Genomic DNA, 17,963 nt, shown 5'->3' on the forward strand with positions numbered 1-17,963 from the left:
ATTATTTTACTCATATCAAATTATCTTAGTATATTTGTTTTCAATTAATTGAATTTATGACCTATTCGGAAGAAAATTATATCAAAGTAATTTATCATTTATCGTTGGTATCGCCCAAAGGAATTAATACCAATGCGATTGCGGGTATGATTGAGAGTAAGGCTTCTTCGGTAACCGATATGGTGAAGAAATTAGCCGAAAAAGAGTTGGTTGATTATCAGAAATACCAAGGCGTGACACTCACTCAAAAAGGACTGCACGCTGCGAAAATGATTGTTCGAAAACATCGTTTGTGGGAAGTTTTTTTGGTAGAAAAATTAGATTTTACGTGGGATGAAGTACACGATTTGGCGGAAGAATTGGAGCACATTAAATCGGAGAAATTAATTAATCGGTTGGACGAATTTTTAGGCTTCCCTAAAGAAGATCCGCACGGTGACCCGATTCCTGATCGATATGGACAGATGATAAAAGTGGAAAAACAATTACTTTCTGAAGTGGGTTTGAACAAAAAAGTGATGTGTTTGGGCGTAAAAGATAGTTCGCCGAGTTTTTTGCAGTACTTGGACAAGCATCAAATTTCATTAGGTTCGGAAATTGAAATTATCAATAAAGAAGCCTTTGATATGTCGCTGACTATTTTAATGAATGGAAAAGAGATTTTAATTTCGAATAAAATTGCCGGTAATTTATTTGTAAAAGTGATATAATATGTTTGATAGTATTGTTGATTATTTATCGAGTATTGACCCTATTTTAGCAGCCTTATATGCCACGTTATTTACTTGGTTTTTAACGGCTTTAGGAGCATCTGTCGTTTTCTTTTTTAAGACGATGAATCGTGCCGCTTTAGACGGAATGCTTGGTTTTACGGGCGGAGTTATGGTTGCTGCCAGTTATTGGAGTTTGCTTGCACCTGCCATCGAAATGTCGGAAGGAGAAGGTTTTGTAAAAGTAATGCCGGCAGCAGTTGGTTTTCTTTTAGGTGCCTTTTTCTTGTTTGGTCTAGATAAAGTTTTACCACATTTACATATCAATTTTAAAGAAACGGAAGGCGTAAAATCACCGTGGCAAAAAACGACACTTTTGGTTTTGGCCATAACATTGCACAACATTCCCGAAGGTTTGGCGGTTGGCGTTTTATTTGGTGGAGTGGCCGCCGGAATTCCCGAAGCTTCTATTGCCGGAGCAACGATTCTAGCGATTGGAATTGGGATTCAAAATTTTCCGGAAGGAATTGCGGTTTCGATGCCGTTGCGACGAATGGGAATGAGTAGAAAAAAGAGTTTTTTATACGGACAATCGTCTGCTTTAGTTGAACCCATTGCCGGAGTTTTGGGAGCAGTTGCGGTTACGTTTTTTACCCCAATTTTACCTTATGCTTTAGCATTTGCTGCCGGAGCAATGATTTTTGTGGTGGTGGAAGAAGTAATTCCGGAAACGCAACAAGACAAACATACGGATATTGCAACCCTCGGATTTATTGGTGGATTTGTTGTGATGATGAGTTTGGATGTGGCTTTGGGAAGCTAGTGACAACCACAATCATCGCTACTGCAATTCTTCTTCGATTTCTTTTTACCAAAAAAATGAAAATAGAGAACAACAATTGCAATTCCTAAAATGATAAACGCGATTATTTCCTGAAAATCAATCATACTACAAAGATAAAAGGTTCTCTATCAAAAACAGAGAACCTTTAACAAACAAATAAAACACTTTTAAAATTGTGCTGAAATTCCGAAATGGATTCCAAAAGGCATTCCCGGACGCAATCCTGCCGGTACTCTTGAAACAGCGTATTCTTTATCTAATAAATTCACGATATTACTCATCAAACTTACTTTTTCGGTTAAATGATATTTGGCTGAAGCATCAATAATAAAGTTGCTTTTCACCAATTCGTTAGACGGAATTGAACCTTGTCCAGCAACCGTTCTAAATTGGTCATTGTATTTTCCACTGATGGAAACATTGAATTTTTTGTGGTCTAATCCTGCAATAATCGAAAATTGATTTTTTGCGATGTAGGGTATTTCATCACCAACTTCAATTTCTCCCCACGCTTCTGTATCGCTTTCAAAATTGTTTTTTAATTCAGTATCAGTAAAAGTGTAGCTGAAAGTAATCGGCAATTTAAACGCTGCATTATCATTATTCAAAAGATCATACGAAACCAAAACTTCTAAACCTTGCACTTGAGCTGCTCCGGCATTAAATAAATCTCCTGTTCCTGTTCCACCTGCTGCATTGGTATCGGCACCTTGCAAACGATTAAAATCATTGTAAAAAGCGATGATTTCTCCGTTTAATGCTTTTTTGGTAAAACGGAATCCGGCTTCATAATTCATACTGCTTTCACCTTTATCTTCGTCATTCACACCTGGAGGCGAAAAACCTTTGTGTAAACTGGTGAATGCGGTGTAACTATCATTAAATTTATACAAAACACCTAAACCTGGAATGTATTCTTCTGTTCTGTTTTGTCTGTGATTTAAGTTTACACCGGTTCTGTCTAAATCTGCTGTACCGTAATTTAAACTACGACGAATGATGTTTTCATAACGAATTCCGGGAGAAAACGTAAACTTTTTATACGTCAAATTATATAAAATATGAGCGGAAACTGCTTCTGCACTTTCTACACGATTTTCTTGCGTTCCAGGAGTTCCGGTAGCTGTTCTGAATAATGCATTATTTTGAATTTTATAACGATCATCCCATTGAAAACGGTCTTCGCTGTCTAAATGATAACGAACTCCAAAATCAATATCGTGCGTTACAACATCACTGTTTAGTTTGAAATTTAAGACAGTTTGAATTCCTTCTGCCAAATAACCACGGTTATTATTTCGTAATCTTAAAGCGTTATCGGCTGTATTGACTGCTCCTGTAATAATGTCGTAACCCGCTTGATTTTCCTCAGGATTATCTAATATTGATGCTAAAGAAACATTTGAACCACCTACATTTACATCGTGTAATTTATACCAATTTCTTTTAAAATTATTGCGGTATGCTTTTGTTGTAACAGTTAAATAATCAACCGGAATAAACAAGTGCGTTAACATTAATTGGTCGTGTTTTGTGTCGATTTTATCAGCTTCAGAAGATAAATAACGACGGTATGGATTGTTGTCAAAATCGGTTTGCGTTAAACCTAAATACGTTTCATCTGAATATTCATTTGATAACTGAGCTTTCAACGTTAACGATTGAAACATTTTTGCTTCCGGACTAGTGTTTACTCTAAATTTTGCCACATAATCATTTCCATTGTAACCGGTTGTTCTATTGCTAAAATCGATGGTTTTAAAACCTTCAGAATTACGATTATTGTATTCTACTAAATAACCGAAGTTTTTGAAATTATCACCAACATTCACATACGTGTTTTTAGTGTCAAAACTTCCCATCGATGCCACCACTTTTCCTGAAAATTGAGACGGAATTTGGTTTGAAACCATATTAATTGCTCCTCCGGTTGTGTAAGGCCCATATTGAATTTGGCTACCACCTTTTAAAATTTCAAAACTTTGAATTCTATTTACCGTAGGAAAATAATAGGCAGCCGGAGCAGAATAGGGTGCCGGTGCAATCAAAATCCCGTCTTCCATTACGGTGATTTTTGATGCTCTTGACGGACTCGTTCCTCTTAATCCGATGCTTGGTCGAAGACCGAAACCTTCCTCTTCTACCACATTTACACCAGGAACTGTTCTTAAAACTCTATTAATATCAGAATAATTGAAGGTTTTTAACTCTTCTGCTGAAATAAAATACGTTGAACCCGCTTTATTTTTTGCTTTGAATTTACTTCCCACTAAAACATCGGCATTAACTGTAACTCCGTCTAATCTTCTAACGGTATCATTTAAAGCTAAATCGTCCTGTGATTCTGAATTTTGAGCAAAAGTAAAACTTGTCAAAGCAAGCAAGCAAAGTGTAAATGTGGTTTTCATTATTGTTATTTAGATTTAATCTACGTTGCAAAAGTAATTATAGATTTTATTTAGACAAAATATAAATAAGAAATAATTTTAAAATTTTTTAATGCATTGAAAATGAATAAATAGGCTTTTTCGGCTTTTTATCAGAAACTTAATAATCAATTGGTTATAGAAATTAAACTTTAACAAAATAGGCACAAAATGTGCAAAGAACCAGGTGTTTTAAGCTATACTTTTGACAAATAATAAGGAAAACAATCTTTATTGTCCAAAAACACTAAATAACTTAAAAACGTAATACCATGAAAAAAGCACTATTTATTTTAGGAATGATTTTAATGACTTCAACTATCACAGTTTCTTGCACTACAGATGATATGGAAACAGAAACTCAAGCGAATACTACCATTACGGAGAATAATGACCAAACAAATATTGACCCAAAGAAGGGAGGAAATTAATTCTTCCAAATTGCATTACATCGAAAAGTAGCTGAAAAGGCTACTTTTTTTTGTTTAAAAAAGTACCTTTGTTACAATTCAACTAAAAATTATGACAAAGTATCTCACGATAAGTGTAATGCTACTTTTTTTATATGCCTGTAACAAAAAAGAAAACTATTCACACAGTTATGGTCGGATAGACAGTTTAATCACTTCTGCAGAAAGTAAAAGCAATTATTCTGATGAGGTAAATAGTTCATTAGATCAGACTTTTAGGCTACTGGCGGACAAACCCAATGATTCGCTCAAGCGACGTTATTTACTTAAATTATCTGATCAATATTATAATTTTGGTCTTCAGGAAGATTATATCAAAGTATGTAGATTAAATTTAGAATTATCACTACAAGCAAAAGACAGTTCCCGTTTAGGAATCATCTATAATGACATTGCCGATTATTACAGAGGTAAATCTTACAACGATACAGCCTATGTTTTTTACAATAAATCACTACATTTTCTCAAAAAAAATAATTTTGAAAAAAGAGGGCGAACCATTCTAAACAAAGCCTATTTATTGCGTTTTGAAAACAGTTTAGTAGAAAGTGAAATTCAAACTATCAAAGCACTTGAGCTAGCAAAACAATCAGGCAACGAAAGATTAATTTACGATTGTTTAAATAATTTAGGGATAGTTAATAACGACATAAAAAACTTTGATTTAGCGTTAGATTATCATAAGCAAGCTCATGATCAATTGGATAATTTAAAAAATGATGCTCAATATTCTATTTTAATTGCCCAAACCAAAAATAATATGGCGGTTTGCTACCATCGGTTAGAAAACAATTCAAAAGCAATTTCACTTTTAGAAGAAGCCACAAATTCCACAAATTTAAAAAATGAAAGTATCCTTTTGTATGCGGTTTTAATGGATAATCTTACCTATTACAAATTCAAATCCAATCAAAATGTTAGAGAAGATGAGTTTGATATTCCGTTAAAAATTAGAGATAGTTTAGATAATAAATTAGGTGTAATTGTTAGTAATACCCGAAAAGGAGAGTATTTTTTAAGTCAAAAAGATACAGCTAAGAGCGTTTCTTATTTTTTGAAAGCAAAAGAAATAGCTCAAGACATCAAAAGTCATCGTGACGAGTTATTACTTTTAAATTTTTTAGCAGAAGCAGAACCAAAAAATAAATTGTTTTATAAAGAAAACTACATTAAACTAAGTGATAGTTTGATGGAATCTGAACGGGCAATTAGGAATAAATTTACACGAATTGAATATGAAACAGACGAAATAATTCATGAAAAAGAAGTGTTGGCAAAACAGCAACAGTTTATTGTACTAACTTCAATTTCAATAATTTTGCTTCTCATTTTGACCTATATTATTTTCCGTCAGAAGGCTAAGCAAAAAGAATTATTATTGATTCAAGAACAGCAAAAAAGCAATGAAGAAGTATATCAATTGATGATCGATCAGCATCATAAAGTGGAAGAAGGAAGAGCTTTAGAAAAAAACAGAATTTCACTCGAACTTCACGATGGAACTTTGAGTATGTTAGCGGGAATTCGATTTAATTTATATGGTTATCAAACAGAGGAAGATTCTGAAAAAAACGAAAAATTCCTTGACCAAGTTGATCAAATTAAAACCGTGGAAAAAGAAATTAGAAACATTGCACACGATCTTAAAAACAATGTATTTATAAAAAGAGAAAGTTTCTTGATGTTATTAAATGATTTTATTGAGGATCAAAAAATCATTTCAAAAATCAACTATAAATTAGAGATTGATTCAGAAATTGAATGGGAAAGTCTGCCTCAATCCTTAAAAATTAATTTTTTCAGAATCATTCAAGAGTCGGTTTACAACAGTCAGAAATATGCTCAAGCAAAAAACATTTCGATTTCTATCCAACTTAATAAAAAGATTATTGAACTTTGTATTCAAGACGATGGAATTGGCTTTAATTCGGAAGCCAAAACAAAAGGCATCGGTTTAGAAAACATCAAACAAAGAGTTTCTGCTATGGATGGCTTTGTTAAAATAAAATCAATCAATCAAAAAGGGACACAAATTTTTTGTAAAATACCATTTCACTATGAATATCAAAATATTGATGATAGATGATCATCCGCTTATTTTAGAAGGTTATAAAACAACTTTAGCCCAAAATAAGTTAGGAATTACTTTGTCTGCCAGAACGATAATATCACTGGAAGAAGGGTATAATTTATCTCAAAACAAAGCAGAATTAGCCGAATATTCCATTTGTTTCATCGACAGAAATATGCCTCCATTTCTTCAAAAAGATGTTGAAAATGGTGAAGATTTGGCCGTTTTACTTAAAGCTACTAATCCTGATTTAAAAATAGTTATTCTAACTTCACACGATGAACCGATTTTATTGTATGAATTAAAAAACAGACTTCAACCGGAAGGAATTTTGGTCAAAAGTGATTTGGATTACAGAAGTATGCAAGATGCTTTTCAAAAAATTGTAGAAGGACATCATTATTATAGTCAAGTTGCAAATCAAGGTTTTGAAACCATTAAAAAGTATTTGAATGATTTTGATCAAACCGATCGCAAAATAATATTATTGCTTTCGCAAGGCTTGAGAACCAAAACATTGCCTGAATCATTAGATCTTAGCTTAAGTACAATTAACACAAGAAAAAAAATAATAAAAGATAAATTAAGAGTGCCACACGGTGACGATGAAGCTATTGTGAAAGCAGCTAGAAGAATCGGTTTATTATAATGAGTGAAAAGATAGTGGAAATTATTTAAAAAAAGCTTCCAAAAAAAATTCGAAAGCTTTACTAAAACTAAGGGCAAAAAATATATTTTATGAAATCAATTATGATTCATCTTTTGTAGTTTTAATCAGTCCTATTCCTGAAACGAAGAAAACTAATCCTAAAACACCATACACAATCAGTGTTTTAATGGTTTGATTGCTTTCGCCAAGCGAAACTGTTAAATAGGCGGTATAAATTAGTCCCGCTATCCCTAATACTGAGAGTATTGCACCAAAAATTCTTTTTAAGTTCATCTTTTTATGATTTATTTTTAAACAGTAACACTACTCAACGAATCAAACAATCCAAATACTTTGAGTAACCAAATAATTACAGCAATCACTACAACTAAATTAAAAATACTCTTAATTTTCTTATCCATTGGAACATAGGTGTTTACAACCCATAATAAAAATCCAACGATAATTAACACGATTAAAAAGTTTAGAATTGGCATGTTTGATAATTTTAAAGTTAGAAACAAAGGTATTGCCAAGACTGGCTAGAGCTATTATAGAACTATGTTTAATCGTTGTATAATTCCCATGTTCAGAACTAAAAACTAAAAAAGATAAAAGAAAAATAAAATAGATATTACGCTAATAACTGAAAGGCAATAAAGGCCACTAAATAAGCAAATCCGCTCATTACAAAAAGTTGAATCATGGGCCATTTCCAAGAATTAGTCTCTTTTTTAACAATAGCCAACGTACTCATGCACTGCATGGCAAATGCGTAGAAAAGCAAGAGTGAAATTCCAGAAGCAAATGTATAAATTGGTTTACCGGTTTGAGGATGAACTTCTGCTCTCATTCGTTGTTTGATTGTATTTTCTTCATCATCGTGACTGCCAACGCTGTAAATAGTGGCTAAAGTTCCCACAAAAACTTCTCTGGCCGCAAAGGATGCTACGATTCCAATTCCAATTTTCCAATCATAACCCAAAGGTTCAATTGCCGGTTCAATTGATTTTCCGATGATTCCGATATACGAGTTTTCTAATTTATATGATGCAATTTTATCTTGCATTTCATCTTCCGCTAACGACTGATTTTGTTTTTCGGAAGCAATAATTTTATCAGCATTTGCAAAATTATCCGTTGGTCCATACGATGCCATAAACCATAAAATTATTGACAATGAAATGATGATTTTTCCGGCACCAAACACAAACGCTTTTGTTTTTTCAATCACATTCAACCCCACGTTTTTATAGTATGGTATTTTGTAATTGGGCATTTCTACCACAAAGAAACTTTTTGATTTAAATTTTAATATTTTATTCAGAATCATGGCAGAAACAACAGCCATTAAGAAACCAAGTGCATATAAAAGCATTAATGTTAAACCCTGCAAGTTCAAAAAACCGAAAATTCTTTTGTCGGGTATGATCAAAGCAATCAAAATTGTGTAAACCGGAATTCTAGCCGCACAAGTGGTAAATGGTGTGACTAAAATAGTAATCAATCGCTCTTTCCAATTTTCAATATTTCGCGTTGCCATGATAGCAGGAATGGCACATGCTGTTCCAGAAATCAAAGGCACAACACTCTTTCCGCTAAGGCCAAAACGACGCATGGATTTATCCATCAAAAAAACCACTCGACTCATATAACCACTTTCTTCCAACAACGATATAAAAAGAAATAAAAAGGCAATTTGCGGAATAAAGATGACCACGCCACCAATACCAGGAATAATTCCTTGAGCTACTAGATCATTTAGTTTTCCTGCTGGCAAATGTTCGCTAATCCATGTGCTGAGAGAGGCAAACGATTCATCAATAAAATCCATTGGAACACTAGACCATTCAAATACCGACTGAAAAATCAAAAATAAAATCCCCAAAAAAATTACATAACCTCCAATTTTATGAGTCAAAATTTTATCTAATTTGCTACGTAAATCTTTGGCTTTAGAAATATCAACTTTTTTAGCTTCCCTCAATAGGTTATTTATAAATTGATATCGTTTTACGGTTTCTTTATGTTGAAGTTTTTTTAATTCTTCATCCGATTTTGAGAAAGAATTGTTTTGAATTACATTTTTGGAAAGTTCGCCAAAATTTACATCTTGTGAAATAACCAGCCAAAGCTTATACAGTTGTTGGTTAGGATAAATTCTTCGCAAGTTGTTAAAGTATTCTGAATCAATTTCTGAAGCATTCAAGCATGGTTCGGTTGATAATTGACTGTAATTAACAATTAATTCTTTTAACTCAGTAATTCCTGTTGCTTTTCTGGAACTAATTAATGCAATTTTTGTTTTAAGAACAGTTTCTAGTTTTGGAATATCCAACGAAATTCCTTTCAATTCCATCTGATCAGCCATGTTGATCACCAAGATTGTTGGGATTTCTAAGTCTTTTATTTGTGTAAAAAGGAGTAGATTTCGTTTTAAATTTTCAACTTCTGTAACCACAATGGCAACATCCGGATAATCGTTATCATTTTTATTTAAAAGCAATTCGATAACTAAATTTTCATCGAGTGAATTGGCGTTCAAACTATATGTTCCGGGCAAATCAAGAACGGTTGCTTTTAGATTTTTTGGCAAAACGCAAGAACCAACTTTACGTTCAACCGTAATGCCGGGATAATTTCCAACTTGTTGATTTAAACCGGTTAATTGATTAAATAAGGAGGTTTTTCCGGTATTCGGATTTCCAATTAAAGCAACTTTTAACGTAGAGTTTTTCATTCAATAAATTAATTTTGAATGATTTCTACAATAATTTCTTTTGCCATTTCTTTTCGAATAGCCAAGTGAGTTCCGTTCATGTCAAGGTATAAAGGGTCTCCAAAAGGTGCTGCTTGTACTAACTCAACCAAATGACCTTCCATGCAGCCCATTTCGATTAATTTCAAGGGAATGGTGTCTAAATTAAAGGCTATAATAATAGCTTTTTCTCCTTTTTTTAGTCTGTCAACGGTTGTTTGCAAAACTTATTTAGAATTAATATAAATACAAAAGTAGGGTTTTTTAATCAATTTTGATAGACAAAAAAGCGGAAAAGTTTTAATTTTTTTCTTTCAATAAAAAGCGAATGTCTTCAGTCAGCCGCTTAATTTCTTCTTTGTTTGTGCCGTCATAAAAACCGCGAACCCTCCGTTCTTTATCAACCAAAATAAAATTTTCGGTATGAACCATGTCATACAATTCGCCTTCAGTCTCTGTTTTCACAGCCAAATACGATTTTCTAGCAAGATAGAAAATGTCTTTTTTATCGCCGGTGACCAAATTCCATTTCGAATCAATCACTCCTTTTTCAATTGCATATTTTTTTAGAACCGGAACGCTGTCAATATGTGGCATAACGGTGTGAGATAACAACATCACATCCGGAACATCTTTAAATGCATTTTGAATTTCCACCATATTGTCTTGCATAATCGGACAAATTGTTGGACATGTTGTAAAGAAAAAATCGGCTACATAAATTTTTCCTTCGTAATTTTTTTGGGATATTATTTCTCCGTTTTGATTGGTAAATGAAAAATCTGCAATTGTGTGGTATTTGCTCACATGTTGAACAGTACTGTCAACTAACTCAGGATTCACATCAGAAGGGTTGAAAACGGGAAGTTTTTTATTGGGAGTTAACAAATAAATAGAAATTGAAAGAAAAATGGCTGAAAAAAGAATAAAACCTAAAATTCTGTATTTATATTGTTTGATGTAGGATAGCATTGCATTTATTTTTGCAAAGGTAAAAAAGATATTGTCAAAACTTCTGCTTATACAACTGTTAATTAATAGTTATCAATTGAAAACGTTTTTCTATTTTTGATTAAAATTCAACATAAATGAAAAAAATTCTACTCGTATTGTTTATAATTCAATCTTCATTTGTTTTTGCTCAATTTAATTCAACCGCTCCTTGGATGGAAAATGTGCAAAAAGATGAGAAAAAGGATGCAACTATTGATGAAATCAAAATAGCTTTTGATAATTATTGGAAAGATAAAGACCACAAGACAAAAGGAAGTGGCTACAAACCATTTATGCGATGGGAAACTCATTGGCGAAACAAAGTAGACCAAAACGGAAACTTAATAACACCCGCTCAAATGTGGGAAGCCTGGAATCAAAAACGCAATAGAGTTTTAAGTCGTGACGAAACGCTAAATGATGTTAGCAATTGGGAACCTTTAGGGCCTTTTAATCATATCAATACTGGTTCATGGTCTTCCGGACAAGGAAGAGTTAATGTGGTTATGGTTGATCCAAATAATGCCAACACAATTTATATTGGTGCACCGGCAGGTGGAATATGGAAATCAACAGATGCAGGTCAAAATTGGATTCCGTTATCAGATTATTTGCCACAAATTGGGGTTTCGGGAATTGCCATTGACCATACAAATTCTGACATAATTTATATTGCAACAGGAGATAAAGATGCCAGTGATACCTATTCAATTGGAGTTTTAAAATCAACAGACGGTGGCCAAACGTGGAATACAACCGGTTTGACTTTCAACAACACATCAACTGTTGCAGCAGATATTTTTATGCACCCTAATGATCCATTAACCTTATGGGTTGCAACAAGTGCCGGACTTTATAAAACATCAAATGGAGGTACAACTTGGTCAAACAACCTTAGCGGAAATGTAAAAGATTTGAAACTTAAACCCGGTAATCCTAACATTGTGTATGCTGTTACGAACAACCGATTTTATCGTTCAACCAATGGCGGAAATAATTTTACGCTAATATCTTCTGGTATGCCGGCCAATTCAGGACGTTTAATTATTGATGTTACACCAGCTAATCCTGAATATGTTTATGTATTGAGTGCCAGAACAAATTGGAGTCACCAAGGATTATATAAATCAACAGATTCCGGACTAAATTTTACCATTACACAAAATACAGTTGATATTTTTGAAGCAAATCAAGCTTGGTTTGATTTAGCGTTAGCCGTTTCAGACACTAATCCGGAAGAAGTTTACACGGGTGTCTTAAATGTTTGGAAATCATCAGATGGAGGAAATAATTTTTCTAAAATAAGCAATTGGTCAAATCCATTCGAGGCTACATACACGCATGCTGATATTCATTTTTTGCGTTTTTATGATGGTGTTTTGTATTGCGGAAGCGATGGTGGAATTTATGTTTCAACTGATAATGCTGCTTCGTTTACCGATTTAACCGCAACCGCTCAAATTGGTCAGTTTTATCGAATTTCTGTTTCCAAACAATCCAGTTCAAAAATAGCCGGAGGATTGCAGGATAACGGCGGATATGCTTTTAGCAACAACCAATGGAAAAACTTTTACGGAGCAGATGGTATGGAAACAGCCATCGACCCAAACAATAGCAATAAATATTATGGCTTTATTCAAAATGGAGGTGGTTTGTATTACACCAACAATGCCGGAGCTTCACTTTCAGGAGCAATTGGCTCTCCTGATGGTGAAAATGGTAACTGGATTACACCGCTAGTTTTTAATTCTGTAGGAGAATTGTTTGCAGGCTATTCAAGTTTATATAAGTTGGTAAATAATTCATGGCAAAATGTTTCCCCAAGTTCTTTCTTTAATGGAAATATTGAAATAGTAATGGTTGATCCTTCCAACGATGATATAATGTATATTGTTGATGGTCAAGATTTGTATAAAAGCACAGATAGAGGTGTTTCATTTGGTTATGTTACTTCTTTTCCTTCAGATATTACCTCAATTGATGTGAATGTTCATAACAATAGTATAATTTACATTTCCACTGCCGGAACAAGCGGAATCGTTCTCAAGTCGATTAATGGCGGAATTTCATTTGAAAGTATTACAGAAGGATTGCCGGAAATAGGAAAAAATGTTATTAAACATCAATCCAATCATCCATTAAATCCGATTTATTTGGGAACTAGCTTAGGCGTTTATTACCGAGATGATTCTTTGAGTGCATGGATTCCATATGACACCAATTTACCAAATGTTACTGTAACCGATTTAGAAATTAATATTTTGGATGCAAAAATTGTGGCTTCAACCTACGGAAGAGGTGTTTGGCAATCTCCAATTCCATTACAACCGGCAGATAATGAAATTGCTCTTGTAAGTATAGAAAATCCATCTTCTTTAATTATTAACTGCAATGCGGATAGTTTATCATTTTTAGTAAAAAATACCGGTTCATCAACTATTTCAGATTTTGCCATAAATTATTCTATAAATGGCACTGAAGCTATTTACAATTGGAATGGAAATTTACCTTCACAAACCAGCACAATTGTAGAAATTCCAAATGTCACAATCATAAAAGGAAATTCAACAATTCAAGCTAATGTTGTTTTGGCAAATGATGCCTTTTCAAACAATAATTCAGTAAACATCCAAGTTTTAAATAACGACAACGGTCAAGTTGGTGTTGTAAACAATTTTGAAACAATTGAATCTGCTTTATTAACTAGTCAGGAAGGACCTATAAGCAGCTGGCAACGTGGAACTCCATCAGGATTATTGTTAAATCAAACGGCATCAGGTTCAAAAGCTTACGGAACAAATCTAAATGGAAATTATCGCGACAACACGAAAGCATTTTTGTATTCACAATGTTATGATTTAACCCAAATTACAAACCCAATCATGCGTTTTAAAATGGCGTTTGATATTGAAGAAAATTGGGATGTGCTCTATGTTGAATATTCAACTGATTTTGGCGAAAATTGGACTGTTTTAGGAACTGCAAATGATGCAAACTGGTACAACAGTGATAGAAATCCGGAAACTGCCGGAGATTGTGATATTTGTCCCGGAGCTCAATGGACAGGAACTAACACAAATTTATTGGAATACAGTTATATGCTGAATTCATTTAGTAATGAAAACAATATAATGTTCAGATTTGTATTTCATTCTGATTATACCGTAACACAAGAAGGAGCCGTAATTGATGATTTTGTGATAGACGGAACCTTATCAAATCAAGATTTTGAAACTAATTCTATCGCAGTTTTCCCTAATCCAACGAAAGGTTTGTTTACATTATCGTATGGAAATTTTAAACCGCAACAAATTGAAATATATGATGTTACCGGAAAAAAAATAGTTTCAGTTGATAATGCTAAAATAACAGAAAATCAAACAGAATTAAATTTAGCCCATGTTTCAAGTGGAATTTACTTTATAAAAATTTCAAACGAAAATGGTCAAACAGTTAAACGAATAATTAAAAATTAATAAATGAATACTATTAAAAAAAATCTTTTATGTGTTTTGACAATTTCTGCTTTTACAGCCGTATTTGCTCAGGAAACTAAAAAAGAAACAATTGGAATTAATTTGGAACACATGGATAAATCCGTGAAACCAAGTGATGATTTTTTCAGATTTGTAAACGGAAATTGGTTAGATAAAAATGAAATTCCAGCCGATAGAACCCGCTGGGGAAGCTTTGATGAACTTCGTCAAAAAACTGACGAAGACATGAAAGTAATTCTTAATGAAGCCTTACAAAATCCAGCTTATACTGCCAACACCGACCAAGGAAAAGCATTAAATCTTTACCGTTCAATTATGGATACGATTTCCAGAAATAAACTTGGAATCAAACCTTTAGAACCTTATTTGAAAAAGATAAATGCCGTTAAAAATGTTTCCGATTTAAAGAAACTTTTAATCGAAATGGAAACCCAAGGCGGAATCGGATTTTTTGGCGTAAATGTGGGAACAGATTCAAAAAACAGTAACCGCAATGTAGTAAATGTTGGCTTAGGTAGTTTAGGCCTACCAGATCGTGATTATTATGTTTCCAATGATACCGATAGCAAAGAAAAAAGAGAAAAATACAATGCTCACATCATTAAAATGATGAGCTATTTAGGTGAAAAGCCTACTCAGGCAAAAAATAGTGCCGACAAAATTTTAGCTCTCGAAATCGCAATGGCAACACCCCGTTTAGATCGTGTTGAAAGAAGAGACAGAAGAAAAACCTATAATCCAATGACGGTGGCAGAACTTCAAAAATTAACGCCAACAGTTAATTGGACAGAATATTTGCAAGGAATTGGCTTGCCGGTGGTGGACACATTGATTGTTTCGCAACCAAAATACATGACCGCTTTAGAATCAATTTTCAAAGAAAATAAAGTGGAAGATTGGAAAGCTTATATGCGTTGGACACTATTAAATCGTTCTGCCGGAATGCTTTCTACCGAAATTGGAAATGCCAACTGGGAGTTTTTCGGAAAAACATTAACAGGAGCAGTAAAACAAAGACCTTTTGATGAAAGAGCTTTACAAACTATTAATGGATCTTTTGGCGAAGCATTAGGGAAAATTTATGTAGAAAAAAAGTTCCCTGCAGAAGCGAAAGAAAAGGCAAAAAAAATGATTGATAATTTGTTTTTAGCTTACGAAAACAGAATCAACAATTTGCCATGGATGGCTCAATCTACAAAGGATAATGCCAAAGCAAAATTGAGAAAGTTCAATGTAAAAATTGGTTATCCTGATAAGTGGAAAGATTATTCTAAAGTCACAATTGTTAGTCCAAAAGACGGAGGAACCTATTTTGAAAATTCAAAAAGAATAACCAAATGGCGTAACGATGAGAATTTTGCCAAATTAGGAAAACCGGTCGATAAAACAGAATGGGGAATGTCGCCACAAACGGTCAATGCTTATTATAATGCTTCGTTTAATGAAATTGTTTTTCCTGCAGCAATCCTTCAACCGCCTTTCTACGATTATAGAGCAGATGAAGCAGTGAATTATGGTGGAATTGGAGCCGTAATTGGTCACGAAATTTCACACGGCTTTGACGATAGTGGTTCACGTTACAACGCCGATGGAAATTTAGTAAACTGGTGGAGTGATGAAGATTTAAAACAATTTACAGAATTGGGTGGTGCTTTAGCAGACCAATATTCGCAATTAGAACCGTTACCGGGAATTTTTGTAGATGGAAAATTTACCTTAGGAGAAAATATTGGTGATTTGGGAGGAGTAAGTGCCGCTTTAGATGGACTGAAAATTCATTTAAAAGAAAGTGGAAATCCTGGTTTAATTGATGGTTTTACGCCAGAACAACGTTTCTTTATTTCGTGGGCAACCATTTGGAGAAGCAAAGCTAGAGACGAAGCCATTAAAAATCTAGTAAAAACCGATACACATTCTCCGGGACAATACCGTGCCTATGTTCCGCTTCAAAATGTAGATGCTTTTTATGAAGCATTCAACATCAAACCAGGCGATGGAATGTACATTGCCGAAGACAAAAGAGTACGAATTTGGTAAAAAAGTTAAAATATTAATAATCAATACAATAAAAGCAAAACTCTAACGTTGTAACTCAACAATCATTTGCCTTTAGGCAAGTTAGAGTTAGTTAAATTTTGTTTTGGTGTTTTGAAAAAGGCGTTCCGGAAATTACTTCTGGAACGCCTTTTGAATTTTTTTCTGAGTATCTGAGTTTTTCTAGTATTCTGAAATTTGTATTGATTTTTCTCAGTTACTCAGCAACTCAGCATCTCAGCATCTCAGCCACTTCTTAATAACTCATCTCAACAATTTGTCTCACTTTCTCCAACGTAATATTCTGTTTTTCACCCATTGCTTTCCAGCCTCTTTCTTCAAAACGATTTACGATAAAATCGGATGCTTTTTCATAATCAGAAGTGTAGTTAGAAAGTTTGGTTTCCATTCCCATTTTATGAAGGAATTCAACCGTTTTTTCAATCGCTTGCGTTGCTTTTTCTTCAATTGAGTTTCCTTCTACATTCCAAACACGTTCTCCATATTGAGCTAATTTTTCTTTTTTTGTCTCAAACATCGTGCGGTATAAATTTGGTCCAATGATTGCCAACGTTCTGGCGTGATCAATTTCGTATAAAGCGGTTAACTCGTGACCAATCATATGTGTTGCCCAATCACTCGGAACACCTTTTTGAATTAATCCGTTCAAAGCCATTGTTGCACACCACATAAAGTTGGAAGCCAATTTATAATCGGATGGATTTTTTACAACATCGGGACCAATTTCAATTAATGTTTGCAAAATACTTTCGGCAAAACGGTCTTGTAAAAGAGCATCGTGTGGATAAGTGAGGTATTGTTCCATTACGTGCGTAAAAGCATCTACCACACCATTTTCCAATTGTCTTTTTGGTAAAGAAGCCACTACAGTTGGATCACAAATCGAAAATTTAGGAAATAATGCACTTCCGCCCAAGGTTAATTTTTCCTGAGTTGTTTCGATAGTTACTACCGCACCGGAATTCATTTCGCTTCCTGTTGCAGGTAAGGTTAAAACAGTTCCAAACGGAATGACTTTTGAAACATCTTTAAACAAAACGCGTTTTTTCAAAATTTCAACTGCATCGCCTTCAAAATTCACCGCTCCCGAAATGAATTTCACACCATCAATCACACTTCCGCCACCAACGGCCAAAATAAAAGTGATTTTTTCGTTGCGAATGATTTCTACCGCTTTCATCAACGTTTCAAAACGAGGATTAGGTTCGATACCACCAAATTCAACAATTTCAAATCCGGAAAGTGCTGATTTTACTTGATTGTAGATTCCGTTTTTAAATATACTTCCGCCTCCGTAAGCCAATAAAATTTTACTGTTTGCCGGAATTAATTCAGATAGTTTTGCTATTTGACCCTTTCCAAAAATGTAATTGGTTGGGTTGTATAAATCGAAATTTGTCATTTTTTTTGTTTTTAACGTGAGTTCGATATAAAATTACTGAAAAAGGATCAATTGTTTAGTGTCCACGAAGTTGTTTTTTAGAGATGGT

The 17,963-nt window shown here is 33.7% G+C and carries 14 protein-coding genes; 7 read left to right on the forward strand and 7 right to left on the reverse strand.

Annotated elements, in window-relative coordinates; translation table 11 throughout:
* Positions 1-56 precede the first annotated feature (56 nt).
* Entirely contained in the window at positions 57-710 is a 654-nt protein-coding gene (locus tag AC23MC_RS03935) for a metal-dependent transcriptional regulator (protein ID WP_188361460.1), read from the forward strand.
* A 1-nt stretch (position 711) separates the two neighbouring features.
* Positions 712-1,533, forward strand: a complete 822-nt coding sequence (locus tag AC23MC_RS03940; protein WP_188361459.1) for a ZIP family metal transporter — start codon at positions 712-714, stop codon at positions 1,531-1,533.
* 188 nt (positions 1,534-1,721) lie between these two features.
* Here AC23MC_RS03940 and AC23MC_RS03945 read toward each other — a convergent pair whose 3' ends face one another.
* Positions 1,722-3,962 carry a TonB-dependent receptor family protein gene (locus tag AC23MC_RS03945; protein WP_487566997.1) on the reverse strand — a complete coding sequence of 747 codons (2,241 nt, stop codon included), beginning with the start codon at positions 3,960-3,962 and terminating at the stop codon, positions 1,722-1,724.
* Between the two features lie 290 nt (positions 3,963-4,252).
* Between AC23MC_RS03945 and AC23MC_RS03950 the strand changes: the two genes are divergently transcribed.
* From AC23MC_RS03950 to AC23MC_RS03960, 3 genes are all read left to right on the forward strand, one after another.
* Positions 4,253-4,411: a hypothetical protein gene (locus AC23MC_RS03950; RefSeq protein ID WP_487566996.1), complete on the forward strand. Its 159-nt coding sequence runs from the start codon at positions 4,253-4,255 to the stop codon at positions 4,409-4,411.
* A 91-nt stretch (positions 4,412-4,502) separates the two neighbouring features.
* On the forward strand, positions 4,503-6,536 hold the full coding sequence (locus AC23MC_RS03955; protein ID WP_487566995.1) for an ATP-binding protein: 2,034 nt from the start codon (positions 4,503-4,505) through the stop codon (positions 6,534-6,536).
* Positions 6,508-7,170 (forward strand): response regulator, encoded by a 663-nt coding sequence (locus AC23MC_RS03960; RefSeq protein WP_487566994.1) that lies wholly within the window; start codon positions 6,508-6,510, stop codon positions 7,168-7,170. Before AC23MC_RS03955 ends, AC23MC_RS03960 begins: the two co-directional genes overlap by 29 nt.
* 99 nt (positions 7,171-7,269) lie before the next feature.
* Here the strand turns inward: AC23MC_RS03960 and AC23MC_RS03965 are convergent, their stop codons facing one another.
* The 5 genes from AC23MC_RS03965 to AC23MC_RS03985 all read right to left on the reverse strand — a co-directional run bounded on the left by AC23MC_RS03965 (position 7,270) and on the right by AC23MC_RS03985 (position 10,900).
* Complete coding sequence (locus tag AC23MC_RS03965) at positions 7,270-7,464, reverse strand: hypothetical protein (protein WP_487566993.1); 195 nt, start codon at positions 7,462-7,464, stop codon at positions 7,270-7,272.
* Positions 7,465-7,481: 17 nt separating this feature from the next.
* The gene (locus AC23MC_RS03970) at positions 7,482-7,667 is read right to left on the reverse strand and encodes a Thivi_2564 family membrane protein (protein ID WP_487566992.1); all 186 of its coding nucleotides are present in this window, start codon (positions 7,665-7,667) and stop codon (positions 7,482-7,484) included.
* A gap of 137 nt (positions 7,668-7,804) precedes the next feature.
* Entirely contained in the window at positions 7,805-9,910 is a 2,106-nt protein-coding gene (gene feoB, locus AC23MC_RS03975) for a ferrous iron transport protein B (protein WP_487566991.1), read from the reverse strand.
* A gap of 8 nt (positions 9,911-9,918) precedes the next feature.
* Complete coding sequence (locus AC23MC_RS03980; protein ID WP_487566990.1) at positions 9,919-10,152, reverse strand: FeoA family protein; 234 nt, start codon at positions 10,150-10,152, stop codon at positions 9,919-9,921.
* A gap of 76 nt (positions 10,153-10,228) precedes the next feature.
* Complete coding sequence (locus AC23MC_RS03985) at positions 10,229-10,900, reverse strand: SCO family protein (RefSeq protein WP_487566989.1); 672 nt, start codon at positions 10,898-10,900, stop codon at positions 10,229-10,231.
* Positions 10,901-11,016: 116 nt separating this feature from the next.
* Here AC23MC_RS03985 and AC23MC_RS03990 point away from each other — a divergent pair, with 116 nt between their 5' ends.
* The gene (locus AC23MC_RS03990; protein WP_487566988.1) at positions 11,017-14,397 is read left to right on the forward strand and encodes a T9SS type A sorting domain-containing protein; all 3,381 of its coding nucleotides are present in this window, start codon (positions 11,017-11,019) and stop codon (positions 14,395-14,397) included.
* A 3-nt stretch (positions 14,398-14,400) separates the two neighbouring features.
* Positions 14,401-16,455 carry a M13 family metallopeptidase gene (locus AC23MC_RS03995; protein ID WP_487566987.1) on the forward strand — a complete coding sequence of 685 codons (2,055 nt, stop codon included), beginning with the start codon at positions 14,401-14,403 and terminating at the stop codon, positions 16,453-16,455.
* Positions 16,456-16,708: 253 nt separating this feature from the next.
* Here the strand turns inward: AC23MC_RS03995 and AC23MC_RS04000 are convergent, their stop codons facing one another.
* Positions 16,709-17,875, reverse strand: coding sequence for an iron-containing alcohol dehydrogenase (locus tag AC23MC_RS04000; protein WP_487566986.1), 1,167 nt, complete (start codon positions 17,873-17,875; stop codon positions 16,709-16,711).
* Positions 17,876-17,963: the final 88 nt, after the last annotated feature.

The sequence above is a fragment of the Flavobacterium sp. T50_26 genome, assembly GCF_057652995.1.